Genomic DNA, 17515 nt, shown 5'->3' with positions numbered 1-17515 from the left:
AGTGTAATTTACTCTTTATTTTTACTATCCATAATTATAGTCACAGGCCCGTCATTTAACAGACTGACTTTCATATCAGCACCAAAAACACCAGTTTGGACTGTTTTCCCCACTTCTGACTCTAACTTTTCAATAAAACTTTCGTAAAGCGGAATGGCAATGTCAGGTTTTGCCGCTTTAATGTACGATGGACGATTGCCTTTTTTGGTAGCGGCATGAAGTGTAAATTGACTCACTACAATTACATCACCGTCGATATCCTGAACGGATAAATTCATCACATGATTCTCATCATCAAAAACGCGGATTTTAGTGATTTTTCCCACTAGCCAGTCGATGTCTTCCTGACCATCCATATCTTCAATACCAACTAAAATTAGCAACCCTTTTTGAATATCGGCTACTACTTTACTTTCAATGGTTACAGATGCCGAGGAAACTCTTTGGAGGACAATTTTCATTTTATTATTTTAAACAGACCTGATTCATCAGGTTCTTTACTACTTTCTATTTTCGTCACTTATTGCTCGATCTTCATTGTGAATATCAGTACGATAATTTTCATCATCCCCTTCTAACAGTTTAAGATAACTATTGTAACGTGACCAGGCAATTTCATCTTTTTCTAATGCTTCTTTCACAGCGCACTTTGGTTCGTCTTTATGCAAGCAATTATTGAATTTACACTGCTCTTTCAATTTAAAAAATTCAGGAAAATACCCACTAATTTCTGCCGGTTCCATATCTACCACTCCAAAACCTTTAATTCCGGGCGTGTCGATAATTCTGGCGTCAAAAGACAAATCATACATTTCGGCAAAAGTCGTTGTGTGTTGCCCCTGCTTACTTGCTTCAGAGATTGTTTTTGTTTTTAGATGCAACGAAGGTTCCATAGCATTAACCAAAGTTGATTTTCCTACACCAGAATGTCCTGAAAACATACTCACTTTACCAATCATCATTTCCTTCAACTTTTCTATTCCTTTCATTTCTGTAGAGGAAACGCGAAGGCATTTGTAACCGATTTCTTGATACACATGCTGCATGTACAATTGTTCATCCAAGGTAGCTTCATCAAAAGTATCTATTTTATTAAATACTAAAATAGTTTCTATTCCGTAGGCCTCAGCAGTTACTAAAAACCGATCGATAAAATTGAAAGTCGTAGGTGGATTGTTTATGGTAACTAACAAGAAAACGCGATCAATATTAGACGCAATAATATGCATCTGATGGGATAAATTCACTGATTTTCGAACGATGTAATTCTTTCTCTCATGAATATTATGAATGGTTCCTGTTACTGTATCCGAAGATTCTTCCAGTTCATAATCCACAATATCCCCCACAGCTATAGGATTGGTACTTTTAATTCCTTTAATTCGGAATTTCCCTTTCATACGGCATTCAATAAAATCACCTTGTTCTGATTTTACCGTGTACCAACTTCCTGTAGATTTATATACGAGTCCTGTCATTTTTATTATTTACGATATTCGGCGTTGAATATGCCGTTAAGCACCTATAAATGCTTTGCAAAGATAATTCTTTGTTTCACGTTTAAAGTATGAAGTGTAAAGTTTTTGATTGCTACACAATCATAGATAAAAAAATCCCCACAATTTTAAAAAAAGTGGGGATTCATTCGATACAATTAAATACTAATTAAGCATTAAGCACTTTGTCTTGATGACCAATACTCTCCTGGTGGATTGCTTTAAACATTTTAAGCACAAACTCTTCTGTAAGTCCCTTTTTCTCTCCTTCTAGGATCATTTTTCCTAAAATTTCATTCCAACGTTTGTTTTGCAATACCGCTACGTTAGCGTCTTTTTTTACTTGACCAATTTCGTCAGCCACCTTCATTCTTTTCCCTAATAATTCTAACAAATTAGCATCTAAGACATCAATGTTTGCTCTAAGTTTAGCCATTTTTTGTGTAAACTCATCAGAAGCATCATTTACTTTTCTTACCTTCAAATCCACAAAAATTTGTTTCAGAGCAGTTGGTGTTACTTGTTGAGCAGCATCGCTCCATGCATTATCCGGATCGTAATGAGTTTCGATAATCATACCATCATAATTCAAATCTAAAGCTTCTTGCGTTACCTCAAGAATCATGTCACGATCTCCTGTGATATGGGATGGATCAATTAGTAATGGTAAATCAGGGAACCTATTTTGCAATTCGATAGCAATCTGCCATTCTGGAATGTTTCTGTATTTTGTTTTTTCATAAGTAGAAAAACCTCTATGAATTACTCCTAATTTTTCAATACCTGCATTGTACAAACGCTCTACTCCACCTAACCATAAAGATAAATCTGGGTTAACAGGGTTTTTTACCAGTACAATCTTTTTAGTTCCTTGTAAAGCATCTGCTAATTCTTGCATTGCAAAAGGGTTTACCGTTGTTCTGGCTCCAACCCATAATACATCAATATCATATTCTAAAGCTAATTTTACGTGAGCCGCATTTGCCACCTCAGTTCCCATTAGCAATCCTGTTTCTTCTTTTGCTTTTTTCAACCATTTTAATCCAATTTCACCTACACCTTCAAATCCTCCCGGACGCGTTCTTGGCTTCCATATTCCTGCTCTAAAAACACTTACATCAGAATCTTTCAATTCATGAGCTATTTTCAATACTTGTTCTTCTGTTTCTGCACTACAAGGTCCCGCAATTACAAATGGGTGAGTTAAATTGAAATCGTTCAACCATGTTCTCATTTCTTTCTTGTTTTCCATCTTTTCTAATTATTTTTTTTATTATTTTTTTTGTGTTGTTCTTCTTTTCTGAACTTTAAATTTGGTCTGAATAGTCATTACTTTTTGACATTCATACCATTCAAAATTTCTTTTATTCTGTTCACGCTTTCCATTTCTTCAAAAATGGCATTATAATCTTCTTTTATCAGCAAATCTTTAAACTGGGTAAGATTTGAAATATACTCTTCCAAAGTTTCTATCACCTGCACTTTATTTTGTTTAAAAATGGGCGTCCACATCGCTGGTGAACTTTTGGCTAAACGAACGGTACTTTCAAATCCTGATCCTGCCATATCAAATATATCTTGTTCGTGTTTTTCTTTATTTATAACTGTTTTACCCAACATAAAAGCACTAATGTGAGATAAATGAGAGACATAAGCAATATGTTTGTCGTGCGCTTTTGGATCCATATAACGTATTCTCATCCCGATCGCTTTAAAAAGTTCCAATGCCTTTTCCTGTAATTTAAAAGCGGTACGCTCTACTTCACAGATGATATTGGTTTTTCCTTCAAACAATCCTTTTATTGCTGCCGACGGTCCTGAAAACTCGGTTCCTGCAATAGGATGTGTCGCGATGAAATTTCTCCTTTTCGGATGATTTGTTACCGCTTCACAAATAGGCGCTTTTGTCGAACCTACCTCAAAAACAATGCTATTATCACCAATCGCATCCAAAACTTTTGGTAGTAAAGTCAATGCAACATCTACCGGAACCGATAGAATTACAAAATCTGCATCGGACAGATTATCTATTTGCGCCCCTGCATCTACAACTCCCAAATCTAGTGCTTCCTGTAAATGCGTTTCATTACTATCAATTCCGTAAACGGTAGCATCTGGGTATAACGTTTTAATGTCTAATGCCATCGAACCGCCTATTAATCCAATTCCTATTATGTAAATTTTCATTTAGTTAAATCTATCAATTGCTTCCTGTACTTTTTCTTCTTTCACACATAATGCAAATCGAATGTATCCTTCTCCATTGCTTCCAAAAATAGTTCCCGGTGTAATAAAAATATATTTCTCGTGTAAAATCTGATCAATAAACTTTTCTGCCGATGCTATTCCTTCCGGTAATTTAGCCCAAACAAATAAGCCAACTCCTTCTTTGTATACTTTACATCCTAATTTCTCCGCTAACTGCTCTGTCAAAATGCGGCGTTTCTTATAGATAACATTCATCGAGTCAAACCAAGACTTATCACTATTCAACGCAGCAATCGCTCCTTTTTGAATTCCGAAAAACATACCGCTGTCCATATTGCTTTTCACTTTCAGAATAGCGTCAATAGCTTCGGCATTTCCTAAAACCATTCCTACTCTCCAACCTGCCATGTTAAAGGTTTTACTCAAAGAGTTGAGTTCTAACGCCACCTCTTTAGCTCCTTCCACTTGCAACAAACTCATCGGTTTGTCATTCAAAACAAAACTATACGGATTGTCATTAATCAACAATATTTCATGTTTTTTGGCGAAAGCCACTAACTTTTCAAACAAAGCGATACTTCCTCTAGCACCTGTTGGCATATGAGGATAACCAATCCACATAATTTTCACTTTCGATAAATCTAATTTTTCTAATGCTTCAAAATCTGGTTCCCAATTTATATTTTCTTTCAAATCATAATAAACCGGAACAGCTCCCACTAAATTTGTTACTGAAGTATACGTTGGATATCCCGGATTCGGAATCAAAACTTCATCTCCTTCATTTAAAAAAGCCAATGAAATATGCATGATTCCCTCTTTAGAACCCATCAAAGGCAAAATTTCCGTATTCGGATTCAAAGCCACATTATAATTATTAAGATAGAAATCAGCCATGCTTTTTCGCAATTCTGGCAATCCCTGATAACTCTGGTATTGATGTGCGTTTTCATCGTCCATCGCCAATTTTACAGCATCAATAACAGCTTGCGACGGATGTAAATCTGGACTTCCAATTCCCATATTAATAATCGGTTTTCCTTCTGAAGCTAATTGTCGTACTTCTCTCAATTTAGAAGAGAAATAATATTCTTCAATTATATCTAAACGTTTCGCTGCTTGAATCATGTTATTTGTATTTTCTTTTCCCAAGCCATTTCTGGAAAATGGGAACTTTATCTTTTTCTTATCGTTTACCTTTTATTCCTTAAGAATTTATGGTTTTGTATTTTTATACTCCCCTAACACTTTAAAGTATTCCGCCATAATTTCTAATAGCGATTTTGCTTTAGTGTAATCAGCATACTTTTCGAATGTAACATCCACAAAAAAAGAATATTTCCAAGGCGTTTCAATTTTTGGCAAGGATTGAATCTTAGTTAAATTCATCTTGCAGTCACTCATGACATTTAACACTGCTGCCAGACTACCTCGTTTATGATCCAATTCAAATTTCAAAGAAGCTCTGTTGATATCCTCTTCAGCCAGAAATGAATTTTCTTTTTTAATAATAACAAAACGCGTCATGTTATTTTTTATCGTCTGAATTTCTGGAGCTAAAATTTCCAAATCATACATTTCAGAAGCTGCTACACTGGCAATTGCCGCTATCCCTTTTAATTGTTTATCCTGAATTCTGCGTGCTGTTTCGGCAGTATCCTTATCCTCAACTAATTTTATGTTTGGATATTTTTTAAGGAAATCCATACATTGCAGTAAAGCCATCGGATGTGAATGCACCTCCACAATATCTTCTATTTTTTGCCCTTGAAGCGCCATTAAATTTTGATGAATCCTAAGATAATGCTCCCCTATAATATGTAGATTGTGTTTATCTATTAATGCATAATTTGGAATAATAGGCCCCGCAATTGAATTTTCTATTGCCATAACCGCTTGATCAGACCTACCTGATAGCAAGCTGTCTACCAATTCTTCAAAAGACAAACACTCATCTACTACTACACTATTCTCGTAATATTCCTGTGCCACCTGATGATGAAAAGAACCTTTTATACCCTGTATTGCAATTTTCGCATTCATATAACAAACTTTTAAGCAAAAAAAAATCCCGATTTTCATCGGGATTGTATATTTATAATTATCAATTTAATTTTCTAATTAAATAACCATACGACAATCCCTAACCTCTTTCCAGAAGAAATAATAAGTATTGCTAAAATAAAATCGGTTGTTTAACATGGTATGCTTTGTGTTGTGTGTGTATTAATTCTATGCGAATGTATCAATTATTTCGGGCCCACCAAAAAAAAAATCATTTTTCACCAAACAAAAAAGGAATTCTCTCTAAAACTACTTTTTAATTACACAATAGTCAATAAACCTAGTGTAAAACAATATTTAAGCAACTGCTTATAAACACGTTCCGTAACAAAAACAGCCGCTTTTGTTTGAAATAAATTCACAAAAACTGATTATGCAGTCAAGGTATTCGAAAGCCATTTTTTTCCTTCTGCAATTCGGGTGATTAACATCGCCGAAACTACGTCGCCATTAGCATTCAATAGCGTCGCCATCGGATCTACTAATGTTCCTACAATCATGGCTGCCGGTAAAGCCTGCTCCATTGGAAAACCATAAATAGTAATAGCAAGAATTTCTCCTATATAGCCGCCGTTTGGGATCCCGCCCTCAACCACAGAAACAATTATTGTAATACCCAAGGCAATCAGTAAATTATGTAGGTCGGTAAAATCCTTTCCAAACATGGCAAAAATAACGGCAATCTTTATAATTGATGACATACTGGAACCGTCTTTGTGTAAAGGAGCACCTAGTGGAACAGCGATATTCCTAATATGTGTTGGTATGTGCATTTTCTCTGTTGCTTCCAGATTGGCAGGTATTGTAGCAATACTGCTACAAGTTCCTAAAGCGGTTAAAGAAGGTGTAATATTATTACTCCAAAACACTTTCAGTCCATTTGTCCCTCCTGCGATAAACGCGTAAAGACTAAAGAAAACTACAAAGTAAAAAGCACAAACTGCATAATAAAGACCCAATGGCTTAGCATATGCACCAAACAATTGAGGTCCAAAAATCCCTACTTGATATGCGAAATAAGCACCTAATCCCACTGGAGCCGTTTTCATTATCAGATGTAGCAATTGTTTCATCACCTCATCCCCTGAGCTCAAAAAACTTCTAAAGCTGGCTCCTTTTTCTCCTGAACGCAAACTAGCAAATCCAATTAAAAAAGAAAAGATGATTAATGCCAACATGCTTTTTCGAGAAAGTAATTCATAAAAATCATTGGCGGTAAGCAATTGCGTAATTTGAGAGCCTCCGCTCGCACTTTGCATACTTTCTAATGGAATTTTAGAAATAATAATATCCTGATGAATAGGAAAAAGTAATACGCCAATCATCATTAAAATTGCCGAAATAACAACTGTACTTAAAAATACTCCAATTACAATTACAAAGAGCTTTCCTAATTTTTCTGATTTCTCAAGACTAGCGATGGAGGACGCAATCGTAAAAAAAATTAAAGGAATAATTGCAGTAAACAATAAATTCAAAAATATATCTCCTAATGGCTTTATAATTTCTACATCTTTACCAAAAACCAAGCCCAGTATACTCCCTGCTGTAATCCCGCAAAGGAGCCATATGATACTACTATAAGTTTTAAATAAACTACTCGAATCACTAGTTACTTTGCTCATATACTATACTGTTTTTAAATTTTTATAAATATATTAATCTAATTGGGAAAACGATACTGTTTGTTATCTTATTCTTTTAATCACGATTCACGATATAAATATTTATTTCAAATACTAACCTTGTTACTTTAGCACTTTCGATCAGTAGAAATAAAATACATTACCAATAAGAACATGTATTTGCCATAATTTGTTAAGTCCCTACGGGACAAAATTGTCTTGATTAAAAATTATTCTACCAATAGATAGTCCCTAACGGGACACTAAACAGAACTCTAAATCATCAATAATTCTCAACCTTAAATTCCTCCGTTAGTTCTACCAATAGAAAGTCACTAACAGGACACTGAACAAAACTCTTCTTCATCAATAACTTTCAACCTTAAATTCCTCCGTTAGTTCTACCAATAGAAAGACACTAACGGGACACTAAACAGAACTCTAAATCATCAATAATTTTCAACCTTAAATTCCTCCGTTAGTTCTACCAATAGAAAGTCACTAACGTGACATTAAACAGAACTCTAAATCATCAATAATTTTCAACCTTAAATTCTTCCGTTAGTTCTACCAATAGAAAGTCCCCAACAGGACACTAAACAGAACTATTCATCATCAATAATTCTCAATCTTAAATTGTTCCGTTAGGAACTTTCTATCGGTAGAAACAAAATAAATTCTCGCTTTTTTGTCCCGTTAGGGACTATCCCAATTTAAACCAATTCTTTAAAAACAAATTTCTCATCAAAGTCTACTTCGAATTTCTCAAGAATATCAAAATACTCTTCTCTAAAAGATTTAATTTTATGATGCAATTCTTGATTTTCAATATAGTGTATGACATTTGGCAATTGCGATTTACTATACGAAAATGCTCCAAACCCCTCTTGCCATTCAAAATGACATCTCGCAAGTTTATTTTCATTAATCCATAAAGAAGATCCTTGCTTAACATCTTTCATTAAATCCGAAATAGATTGAGATGGTCTAAGACCGACCAAAATATGAATATGATCAGGCATGCCATTTATACTTAAAAGCTTGTGGCTATTGTTTTGTATAATTCCCGTTATGTATTTATACAAGGAATCTTTCCATTGCGATTCGATAATTCCGTTTCTGAATTTTACTGCAAAAACAAAATGAATGTGTATTTGGGTATATGTATTTGCCATAATTTGTTAAGTCCCTACGGGACAAAATTGCCCTGATTAAAAATTATTCTACCAATAGATCGTCCCTAACGGGACAACAAATAATAGTAAATTCATTATCAAATGTATTCAAAAAACAACAAATCAATCCTTTTTCTGTTTACTTTTGCAACAAATACTAAGTCATGTCAATAGAAGTAAATAATATATCTAAAAGTTATGGTGCCCAAAAGGCATTAGACAACATTTCATTTTCTGTTAAAAAAGGAGAAATCGTTGGTTTTCTGGGTCCGAATGGAGCAGGAAAATCTACTTTAATGAAAATACTGACTACTTATATTGCTGCCGATGAGGGTACTGCCTTGGTGAACGGACATGATGTAACCTCTGATCAAAAAGCTGTACAACTTTCTATCGGTTATTTGCCGGAACATAATCCGTTATATTTGGATTTGTATGTACGGGAATATTTAGCTTTTAATGCCGATATCTATAAAGTTAGTAAATCACGCATCGAAGAAGTATTACAAATGACTGGCTTAACTACCGAAAGTCATAAAAAAATAGGTCAACTGTCTAAAGGGTACCGTCAACGTGTAGGACTTGCCAACGCTTTACTACACAATCCTGATGTTTTGATTCTCGACGAACCAACCACTGGTTTAGATCCGAATCAATTGATCGAAATACGTAACGTTATCAAAAATGCAGGAAAAGATAAAACTGTTTTTCTATCCACACACATCATGCAGGAAGTGGAAGCAATTTGCGACCGTGTCATCATCATCAATAACGGGAAAATTGTAGCCGATAAAAAACTGGATCATTTAATTTCTGCTGATAAAGAACAAGTTATCGAAGTGGAGTTTGATTTTAAAATAGAAGAACAGGCGATTGCCAAAATAGAAAACATTACTTCCTATAAAAATACACATGACATGATTTGGGAACTGACTTTCCTGTCAGACAAAGACATGCGTCCTGCCGTTTTTGATTTTGCTACAGCAAATGGTTTAAAAACGCTGCAATTGAATCAAAAAAATAAAAATTTGGAAGCTGTTTTTAGAGAAATTACAAAGTAGAGAACACCTCTTTCTTCGCTTACTTCCCACCAAAAAAGCTCGTTTAATTAAATTAAACGAGCTTTTTTGAATGGTGTTAAAATTCAGCTATGATTTTGGCAAAGCTGCCCCTACTGCAATATCACAACGATGTCCTGCTTTTCCGTGGGCTGGATTCATTCCTTCAGGGGTTTCGTCATTTGCAGAATTAGTCGATAATAATGCTGGCAAAGCTTGGGGCACATTAATTTGCTCAGAGTATTGACCTGAACTCGTACTGCTATTTGTTGAAGCGACCTTTGCATTTAAAGGCGCTCCTACAGCAATGTCACAACGGTGATTTTTCTCGCCATGAGGAGGATTCATTCCTTTGGCAGTTGTTGTTTTTACAACATTAGTTTGTGTAGTTGGTACCACTTGCGGAGATTGACTATTTGTGGTTGACGCTTGAGCACTACCATTTGCAGGAGTGTTCAATGGCGCACCCACAGCTATGTCGCACCTATGATTGGGTTGCCCATGAGCCGGATTAATACCTGCGGCAACCGATGGTGTTGTTCCGGTATTATTCTCATGAAATAAATTATGATTTTGTGATGTTGCAATAGGTGTTGATTGGCTCTCAATACCTGAATTTGTTTGCTGAGTAAAAGGCACTACTAACCTTGGGTCACCTTTTTGTTGTGCCGTATCCTCCTTTTTACAAGAAGTTGCCGTTATAGCGACTAGTAAAAAAGCACCATAAAAATATTTCATATTGAGATTGTTTCATTAATAAATTCAAATATAAGATTTTAATACGAGCCCTCAAAAAACACATCACTAATGATATAGGATTAACGAACAAATAAACCTAAATAAAAAATACAATTTTATATAAAGAACTTGTTTTACGATGAACCATTATAATTATATTAAATCGCCTAGCCCAGATGGAAGCGGCATCCTTTTTTGACCCGTTTTTACGGGACAAAAAAGATATAGCGCACAGCTGGAAAAAGCTCCTAAAAAATCTTGCTAGCGATTTGTCTAATATTCTCTGATTTTCCCATCGAATAATAATGCAGCACAGGAACACCTGCCGCTTTAAGCTCTAGTGATTGTTGAATTGCCCATTCGATTCCTACTTGTTTTACATCAGTATTCGTTTTGCATTTATCTACAGCATCAATCAAATCTTCGGGCAAATCAATACGGAAGATTTGTGGTAAAATTTGCAAATGCCTTTGTACCGCAAGTGGTTTAATGCCTGGAATAATAGGAACGGTGATTCCCATTTCACGTGCTTTAGCAACGAACTCAAAGTATTTAACATTGTCAAAAAACATCTGTGTTACCACGTAATCAGCACCTGCATCCACTTTTTCTTTCAACCTTTTTAAGTCGGAAATCAACGATGGTGATTCTAAATGTTTCTCAGGATAACCCGCCACACCAATACAAAAATCAGCTTTATTATCGACATGCATCACATCATGCAAATATTTCCCTTCGTTTAATAAATTAATTTGCTGTACCAAGTCTACAGCATAATTATTCCCGCCTGCTTTTGCTACAAAAGACTGTTCGTCTTTCATTGCATCACCACGCAAAGCCATCACATTATTAATTCCTAGGTAGTGACAATCTACTAATAAATATTCAGTTTCTTCTTTTGTGAATCCACCACAAAGTACGTGTGGTACAGTATCCACATTGTATTTGTGCTTTATCGAAGCACAAATCCCCAATGTTCCCGGGCGCATTCTTGTCAACTTTTTATCTAATAATCCATTTCCTTTATCCACATAAATAAACTCCTCACGAGAAGTAGTCACATCTATAAATGGCGGTTTAAAATCCATTAAAGGATCAATATTATCATATAATTCTTGAATACTTTTCCCTTTTTGGGGCGGAATAATTTCAAACGAAAATAATGTTTTCCCTTTTGCTGCTGCTATATGTTCTGTTACTTTCATTTTGTTTTTTGTTTCAGGTTTAAAAATTAATGTTTAATGTTCTCTTAAGTAATTTTAAACATTAATTTTTAAACAACTATTCTAGTCTGCTATATTTGGACTCAACCATTTCGTAGCTACTTCAGTTGGTACGCTTCTACGTTTTGCGTAATCAATCACTTGGTCTTCTTTTATTTTTCCGAGTCCAAAATATTTACTTTCAGGATTCCCAAAATAATATCCCGAAACAGAAGATGCTGGCCACATTGCCATACTTTCCGTTAAAGTCACTCCTATTTCTTGCTCTACATTTAATAACTTCCAAATGGTAGGTTTTTCTAAATGGTCAGGACAAGCAGGATAACCTGGCGCAGGACGAATCCCTTTGTAGGTTTCTGCAATCATGTCTTCGGTGCTAAGCAATTCATCAGCCGAGTAACCCCAAACTTCTTTACGTACTTTTTCGTGTAAGTATTCCGCAAAGGCTTCTGCAAAACGGTCTGCCAATGCTTTTACCATAATCGAATTATAGTCGTCTAAATCTCTTTCAAATTCAGCCGCCCATTCATCAACTCCAAAACCAGTAGTCACACAAAAAGCACCCATATAATCTATTTTTCCAGAATCTTTTGGGGCTATAAAATCTGCCAAAGCTATATTTGGTGCTCCTTTGGTTTTTTGTGATTGTTGACGCAAAGTCAAGAATGTTTGTAATGGCTTTCCGTTTTCATCTGTCAGCGCAATATCATCATCGTTGATTTGATTCGCAGGGAAAATTCCGTAAATCCCTTTGGCAGTTAGTTTCTTTTCTTTCAAAATAACGTCCAACATTTCATTGGCATCCGCAAAAACCGAAGTCGCTTGCTCTCCTACTACTTCATCCGTTAAAATCGCTGGATATTTCCCGAACAATTCCCATGTTCTAAAAAATGGTGTCCAGTCAATATACGGAACCAAAACATCTAGCTCCACTTCAATTACCTGTTCGCCAATGCTATTTGGTTTCACAGGCGTAAAATTATCCCAGTCTAATTGCAACTTGTTTTTACGTGCTTGTTCAATAGTTAAGAAATTCTTGTCTCTAGAACGATTCAAAAACGTTTCTCTAAACGCATCGTATTCTGCTCTTATATCGCTCGCATATATTTTTTTATCCTTGTTTAACAAACTTCCGGCTACGGTAACCGCTCTCGAAGCATCATTAACATGAATGACTGTTTCTCTATATTGAGGTGCAATTTTCACGGCTGTATGCGCACGCGAAGTGGTTGCTCCACCTATCATCACCGGAATTTTCATTCCTTTTTTATCTAATTCTTTCGCTAGATACACCATCTCGTCTAGCGAAGGCGTAATCAAACCACTCAGTCCAATAATGTCTACTTCATGTTCTATGGCAGCAGCAATAATTTTTTCGGGAGCGACCATCACACCAAGATCTACAATCTCATAATTATTACATGCTAACACTACCGAAACAATATTTTTACCAATATCATGCACATCGCCTTTTACAGTTGCCATCAATATCTTTCCATTTCCTTGTTTGTCTCCCGCTTGTTTACTTGCTTCTATGTACGGTAATAAATAAGCCACTGCTTTTTTCATTACACGAGCTGATTTTACCACTTGTGGCAAAAACATTTTTCCCGAACCAAACAAATCTCCTACCACATTCATTCCCGTCATCAAGTTGATTTCGATTACTTCAATAGGTTTGGTTGCGGCTAATCGCGCTTCTTCAATATCCAAAAGTATAAATTCATCTACTCCTCGAACTAAAGAATGAGTCAGTCTTTCCTGAATTGTTCCCGAACGCCATTCTTGAATTCCCTTTTCATTGCTCTTGACATCTCCTTTTACATTTTCGGCAAAATCTAGCAAGCGTTCTGTAGCATCATCTCGTCTGTTTAAGATCACGTCTTCAACATGCTCCAATAAATCTTTCGGAATATCATCATAAATGGTTAACATCTCTGGGTTTACAATCCCCATCGTCATTCCGTTTTGAATCGCATGATACAAGAAAACCGAGTGCATCGCTTCCCTTACCGTATCATTCCCTCTAAACGAAAACGACACATTACTCACCCCACCACTAATGTGTGCATGCGGTAAATTTTCACGAACCCATTTGGTTCCTCTAAAGAAATCCAAAGCGTTCAATCGGTGCTCTTCCATCCCAGTTGCTACCGGAAATATATTCAAATCGAAAATAATATCCTGAGGCGGAAAACCCACTTTATCAACTAAAATATCATACGAACGCTGACATATTTCTACTCTACGATCGTAATTATCAGCCTGGCCTGTTTCGTCAAAAGCCATAATAATTGCCGCAGCACCGTATCGCTTAATCAATTTAGCATGATGAATAAAAGCCTCTTCGCCTTCTTTTAGCGAAATCGAATTCACTACACTTTTTCCTTGTACGACTTTTAATCCCGCTTCAATGATATCCCATTTTGAGCTATCAATCATAATGGGCACACGCGAAATATCAGGCTCGGCAGCGATTAGATTCAGGAATTTTGTCATGGCATATTCACCGTCCAGCATCCCCTCATCCATATTAATATCGATGATTTGCGCGCCACCTTCCACTTGCTCCTTGGCAATACTCAGTGCTTCTTCGTATTTTTCTTCCTTAATTAACCGAAGGAATTTTCTAGAACCCGTAACATTTGTGCGTTCCCCAATATTCACAAATACGCTATCTGGCGTAATAATCAAAGGCTCTAATCCCGCCAATACAAGGTTTCTTCTAGTTTCTTTTTCTGCCATTTTTTTTATTTTTAATCCTTCAAGGTTTAAAAACCAAGGAGGCTCAGCTTTATTATCTTATTATTTTGGGCGTGACCCAAAAAGGGTCGGGCTATTCGTTCCCGCTCTTTTTCTTGAATTGCCTCGGGTTTAAACCCGACGCAAGTCAAGAAAAAGGAGCTCCACTACTATCCCTCACGCGGATTTGTGCATTCTATGTCATCCCTTTTTGTCATTGCGAGGAGTTGCGAGGAACGAAGCAAAGCAATCGCATCCAGCTTATCCATCAACAGTATAACATTTACCTCATTCACTTTAACGAAGAATTACATGAGTCACTCTCGCTACGAGATTCCTTCGTTCCTGGGAATGACAAAGCTAAAATCTATACTTTTATTCTCTTTACGGGCACAAGCGAGACGCTTGCGCTAGCGAAACCACTAAATCAGATTACTTCGTAGGTAGAACAAAGTTAACTTGCCTTAACCTCACCATTTTTACTTATTGTTATTCTCTCTTCTTTGTCATTCTGAGGGACGAAGAATCTTTGTTATGTGAGCAACTTGTAGAGATTCTTCCTTCGTCAGAATGACAAAATAGTATAGTTCTACTCCGTCTTACATCACCGCCGTAGAAACTCTTGGTTTATAATTCTTTGCAATATCTGCGATTAACCTGATGTGTTCTGGGGTTGTTCCGCAACATCCACCTATGATATTTACTAAATTATCGTCGAGATATGTTTTTATTTGTGCTTGCATTTCTGCGGGTGTTTCGTCGTATTCTCCAAAGGCATTAGGCAATCCTGCATTAGGATGCGCTGATACATTGAATGAAGTATTCTGTGACAAAGTTTGTAAATACGGTTTCAATAAATCGGCACCAAGGGCGCAATTGAAACCTACACTCAACAACGGAATATGCGAAACAGAAACTAAAAATGCTTCTACTGTTTGTCCTGAAAGTGTCCTTCCTGAAGCATCAGTAATCGTTCCTGAAACCATGATTGGAATATCGATATTGCGCTCGTCTTTGACTTCTTCGATGGCAAAAAGTGCCGCTTTAGCATTTAAAGTATCGAAAATAGTTTCGACCAATAAGATATCACTTCCTCCGTCTATCAGCGCTTCCACTTGTTGCTTGTAAGCAATACGCAAATCATCAAAGGTTACGGCTCTGTATCCTGGATCGTTTACGTCTGGTGACATACTCGCTGTTCTATTTGTTGGCCCAATTGAACCCGCAACAAAACGAGGTTTATCTGGATTTTTGGCTGTAAATTCATTGGCTACTTCACGGGCAATTTTTGCCGAATCATAGTTGAGTTCGTAAACAATATCTTCCAAGTGATAATCGGCCATACCAATCGTAGTGCTTGAAAAAGTATTGGTTTCTACAATATCTGCTCCCGCTTCAAAATAGGCTGCGTGAACGGCGCGAATCGCTTGTGGCTGGGTTATAGACAACAAATCGTTGTTTCCTTTTAGAGAATGTGGAAAGTCTTTGAAACGTTCTCCTCTAAAATCTTCTTCGGAGAAATTATAGCGTTGCAACATGGTTCCCATAGCTCCATCGAGGATGAGAATGTTTTTTTTAATGGCTTCGTGAATATTGGACATAACTTTTTATTTCTTGAAAATCACAATCGGAATTGGGATTTTTACTTTTGATTACTAATTACAAAAGTTCACTATATAAATTCTTTAGCCCTGATGGAAGCGGCATCCTTTTATTCTGGGGTTCAGAATAAAAGATATAGCGTACAGCAGGAAGGATGATGGCAAAAAGCACCAATCATTCGCTCTAAAAAAAATAATATAAAAGTTGTCAAGAAAAGGTTTGAGAAATACTATGGAAGTATTCTTGTGTTATCTATCTTAGATACTGAAGTAAGTTCAGCATAAAGTAGAATGTAGCACCTTCTTTATAAGATAAAGGGTTGCTAAGGTTTCATTGGGTCTTTCCCTCCGCCTTTCGTGATAACGATCAATAAATATAGGAACACTGCAAAGAAAAGATATAGCGCTAACACTTGCAAGTATTAACGCCATATTTTTTTATTGGTTTTTATGCGAATTGTTATACAATGGCTTTAACCACTGCTTTTGGAGCTTCTTTACGAGTCCCGTCAAAACCATCGACTCCTGAAACTGTTGTGTATTTTAGCACATATTTCTTACCTGGATTGATAATTTGATAGGCAGCCTGACACATTAATGTCGCCTCATGAAAACCACAAAGAATTAATTTTAATTTCCCTGGGTACGTATTTACATCACCAATGGCGAAAATCCCTGGAATATTCGTCTGGTAATCCAATGCGTTGTCTACTTTGATGGCGTTTTTCTCAATTTCTAGTCCCCAGTTTCCTATTGGCCCTAATTTTGGTGTCAATCCGAAAAGAGGAATAAAGTAATCTGTAGGAATGGTTCTTCTTGCGCCATTTTCATCAAGTACAACGGATTCAATATGCTCTGCACCATTAAGCCCTACTACTTCAGCAGGTGTAATCAACCTGATTTTTCCAGCATCTTTTAATTCCTGCACTTTTTCTACAGAATCCAATGCTCCTCTAAACTCATTTCTTCTGTGAATTAAAGTTACTTCGGAAGCAATATTCGAAAGGAAGATACTCCAGTCTAAAGCGGAGTCTCCTCCACCAGAAATAACGACTCTTTTATCTCTAAATTTTTCTGGGTTTTTGATAAAATACTTCACGCCTTTGTCTTCGTAAAAATTGATCCCGTCAATTAGTGGTTTTCTAGGCTCAAAACTTCCCAAACCTCCTGCAATAGCAACAACTGCGGCATGAATTCGTGTCCCTTTATTAGAGGTAACAATGAAACTTCCGTCTTCTTGTTTGTCTATTGTTTCAGCGCGTTCTCCAAGTGTAAACCCTGGTTCGAATTGCTTGATTTGTTCCATTAAATTATCTACTAAATCCCCAGCTAAAACCTCTGGAAATCCTGGGATATCGTAGATGGGTTTTTTAGGATATAACTCTGAAAGCTGTCCCCCTACTTGTGGCAATGCATCTAATATATGGCATTTTAATTTTAATAATCCTGCTTCAAAAACGGCAAATAAACCAGTTGGCCCGGCTCCTATAATAAGGATATCTGTTTTAATCATTTCTATATTCTTCATGTACTTTCTATTATGCTAAACTAATTTAATGCAAATTAACGATTGAATTTTACTTCA

At 36.2% G+C, this 17515-nt stretch carries 14 protein-coding genes and 1 riboswitch; of the genes, 1 reads left to right on the top strand and 13 read right to left on the bottom strand.

Translation table 11 applies throughout. The features are described 5' to 3' along the window. Positions 1-8: 8 nt before the first annotated feature. From dtd to tnpA, 8 genes are all read right to left on the bottom strand, one after another. On the bottom strand, positions 9-461 hold the full coding sequence (gene dtd / locus BMW63_RS02945; protein WP_074721041.1) for a D-aminoacyl-tRNA deacylase: 453 nt from the start codon (positions 459-461) through the stop codon (positions 9-11). 39 nt (positions 462-500) lie between these two features. Continuing rightward, positions 501-1478, bottom strand: a complete 978-nt coding sequence (gene rsgA, locus BMW63_RS02940) for a ribosome small subunit-dependent GTPase A (protein ID WP_074721039.1) — start codon at positions 1476-1478, stop codon at positions 501-503. A 187-nt stretch (positions 1479-1665) separates the two neighbouring features. Then, positions 1666-2748 carry a bifunctional 3-deoxy-7-phosphoheptulonate synthase/chorismate mutase type II gene (locus BMW63_RS02935; RefSeq protein ID WP_074721037.1) on the bottom strand — a complete coding sequence of 361 codons (1083 nt, stop codon included), beginning with the start codon at positions 2746-2748 and terminating at the stop codon, positions 1666-1668. A 77-nt stretch (positions 2749-2825) separates the two neighbouring features. Then, a complete protein-coding gene (locus BMW63_RS02930) occupies positions 2826-3683 on the bottom strand; it encodes a prephenate dehydrogenase (RefSeq protein WP_074721035.1) in 858 nt (285 codons plus the stop codon). Continuing rightward, entirely contained in the window at positions 3684-4832 is a 1149-nt protein-coding gene (locus tag BMW63_RS02925) for a pyridoxal phosphate-dependent aminotransferase (protein WP_074721033.1), read from the bottom strand. Between the two features lie 87 nt (positions 4833-4919). After that, positions 4920-5747: a prephenate dehydratase gene (locus BMW63_RS02920; RefSeq protein WP_074721031.1), complete on the bottom strand. Its 828-nt coding sequence runs from the start codon at positions 5745-5747 to the stop codon at positions 4920-4922. Between the two features lie 392 nt (positions 5748-6139). Continuing rightward, complete coding sequence (locus BMW63_RS02915; RefSeq protein ID WP_074721029.1) at positions 6140-7393, bottom strand: dicarboxylate/amino acid:cation symporter; 1254 nt, start codon at positions 7391-7393, stop codon at positions 6140-6142. Between the two features lie 713 nt (positions 7394-8106). Then, positions 8107-8568: an IS200/IS605 family transposase gene (gene tnpA / locus BMW63_RS02910; RefSeq protein ID WP_074721027.1), complete on the bottom strand. Its 462-nt coding sequence runs from the start codon at positions 8566-8568 to the stop codon at positions 8107-8109. Between the two features lie 164 nt (positions 8569-8732). Here tnpA and gldA point away from each other — a divergent pair, with 164 nt between their 5' ends. Beyond that, positions 8733-9629, top strand: coding sequence for a gliding motility-associated ABC transporter ATP-binding subunit GldA (gldA, locus tag BMW63_RS02905; protein ID WP_074721024.1), 897 nt, complete (start codon positions 8733-8735; stop codon positions 9627-9629). A gap of 87 nt (positions 9630-9716) precedes the next feature. On the opposite strand, the gene BMW63_RS02900 is transcribed toward gldA, so the two are convergent. The 5 genes from BMW63_RS02900 to BMW63_RS02880 form a co-directional block, all read right to left on the bottom strand. Continuing rightward, positions 9717-10364, bottom strand: a complete 648-nt coding sequence (locus BMW63_RS02900) for a hypothetical protein (protein WP_074721022.1) — start codon at positions 10362-10364, stop codon at positions 9717-9719. A 248-nt stretch (positions 10365-10612) separates the two neighbouring features. Next, positions 10613-11569: a methylenetetrahydrofolate reductase [NAD(P)H] gene (metF, locus tag BMW63_RS02895; protein ID WP_074721020.1), complete on the bottom strand. Its 957-nt coding sequence runs from the start codon at positions 11567-11569 to the stop codon at positions 10613-10615. Between the two features lie 81 nt (positions 11570-11650). Then, a complete protein-coding gene (metH, locus tag BMW63_RS02890) occupies positions 11651-14332 on the bottom strand; it encodes a methionine synthase (protein WP_074721018.1) in 2682 nt (893 codons plus the stop codon). Positions 14333-14928: 596 nt separating this feature from the next. Then, entirely contained in the window at positions 14929-15930 is a 1002-nt protein-coding gene (locus tag BMW63_RS02885) for a homocysteine S-methyltransferase family protein (RefSeq protein ID WP_074721016.1), read from the bottom strand. Positions 15931-16176: 246 nt separating this feature from the next. Further along, positions 16177-16297, bottom strand: a riboswitch (SAM riboswitch). A 93-nt stretch (positions 16298-16390) separates the two neighbouring features. Beyond that, positions 16391-17443 carry an NAD(P)/FAD-dependent oxidoreductase gene (locus BMW63_RS02880; protein WP_074721168.1) on the bottom strand — a complete coding sequence of 351 codons (1053 nt, stop codon included), beginning with the start codon at positions 17441-17443 and terminating at the stop codon, positions 16391-16393. Positions 17444-17515: the final 72 nt, after the last annotated feature.

This window comes from Flavobacterium frigoris (assembly GCF_900111075.1).
Classification (GTDB): Bacteria; Bacteroidota; Bacteroidia; order Flavobacteriales; family Flavobacteriaceae; genus Flavobacterium; species Flavobacterium frigoris.
Note: the sequence above shows the minus strand (reverse complement) of the source record. Positions and strands in the feature narration are given on the sequence as shown.

Coding starts and splice junctions, on each gene's coding strand:
- BMW63_RS02915 (WP_074721029.1), bottom strand. CDS start 7,393: ATGAGCAAAGTAACTAGTGATTCGAGTAGTTTATTTAAAACTTATAGT.
- metF (WP_074721020.1), bottom strand. CDS start 11,569: ATGAAAGTAACAGAACATATAGCAGCAGCAAAAGGGAAAACATTATTT.
- BMW63_RS02885 (WP_074721016.1), bottom strand. CDS start 15,930: ATGTCCAATATTCACGAAGCCATTAAAAAAAACATTCTCATCCTCGAT.
- gldA (WP_074721024.1), top strand. CDS start 8,733: ATGTCAATAGAAGTAAATAATATATCTAAAAGTTATGGTGCCCAAAAG.
- BMW63_RS02925 (WP_074721033.1), bottom strand. CDS start 4,832: ATGATTCAAGCAGCGAAACGTTTAGATATAATTGAAGAATATTATTTC.
- BMW63_RS02920 (WP_074721031.1), bottom strand. CDS start 5,747: ATGAATGCGAAAATTGCAATACAGGGTATAAAAGGTTCTTTTCATCAT.
- BMW63_RS02935 (WP_074721037.1), bottom strand. CDS start 2,748: ATGGAAAACAAGAAAGAAATGAGAACATGGTTGAACGATTTCAATTTA.
- BMW63_RS02880 (WP_074721168.1), bottom strand. CDS start 17,443: ATGATTAAAACAGATATCCTTATTATAGGAGCCGGGCCAACTGGTTTA.
- metH (WP_074721018.1), bottom strand. CDS start 14,332: ATGGCAGAAAAAGAAACTAGAAGAAACCTTGTATTGGCGGGATTAGAG.
- rsgA (WP_074721039.1), bottom strand. CDS start 1,478: ATGACAGGACTCGTATATAAATCTACAGGAAGTTGGTACACGGTAAAA.
- BMW63_RS02900 (WP_074721022.1), bottom strand. CDS start 10,364: ATGAAATATTTTTATGGTGCTTTTTTACTAGTCGCTATAACGGCAACT.
- dtd (WP_074721041.1), bottom strand. CDS start 461: ATGAAAATTGTCCTCCAAAGAGTTTCCTCGGCATCTGTAACCATTGAA.
- BMW63_RS02930 (WP_074721035.1), bottom strand. CDS start 3,683: ATGAAAATTTACATAATAGGAATTGGATTAATAGGCGGTTCGATGGCA.
- tnpA (WP_074721027.1), bottom strand. CDS start 8,568: ATGGCAAATACATATACCCAAATACACATTCATTTTGTTTTTGCAGTA.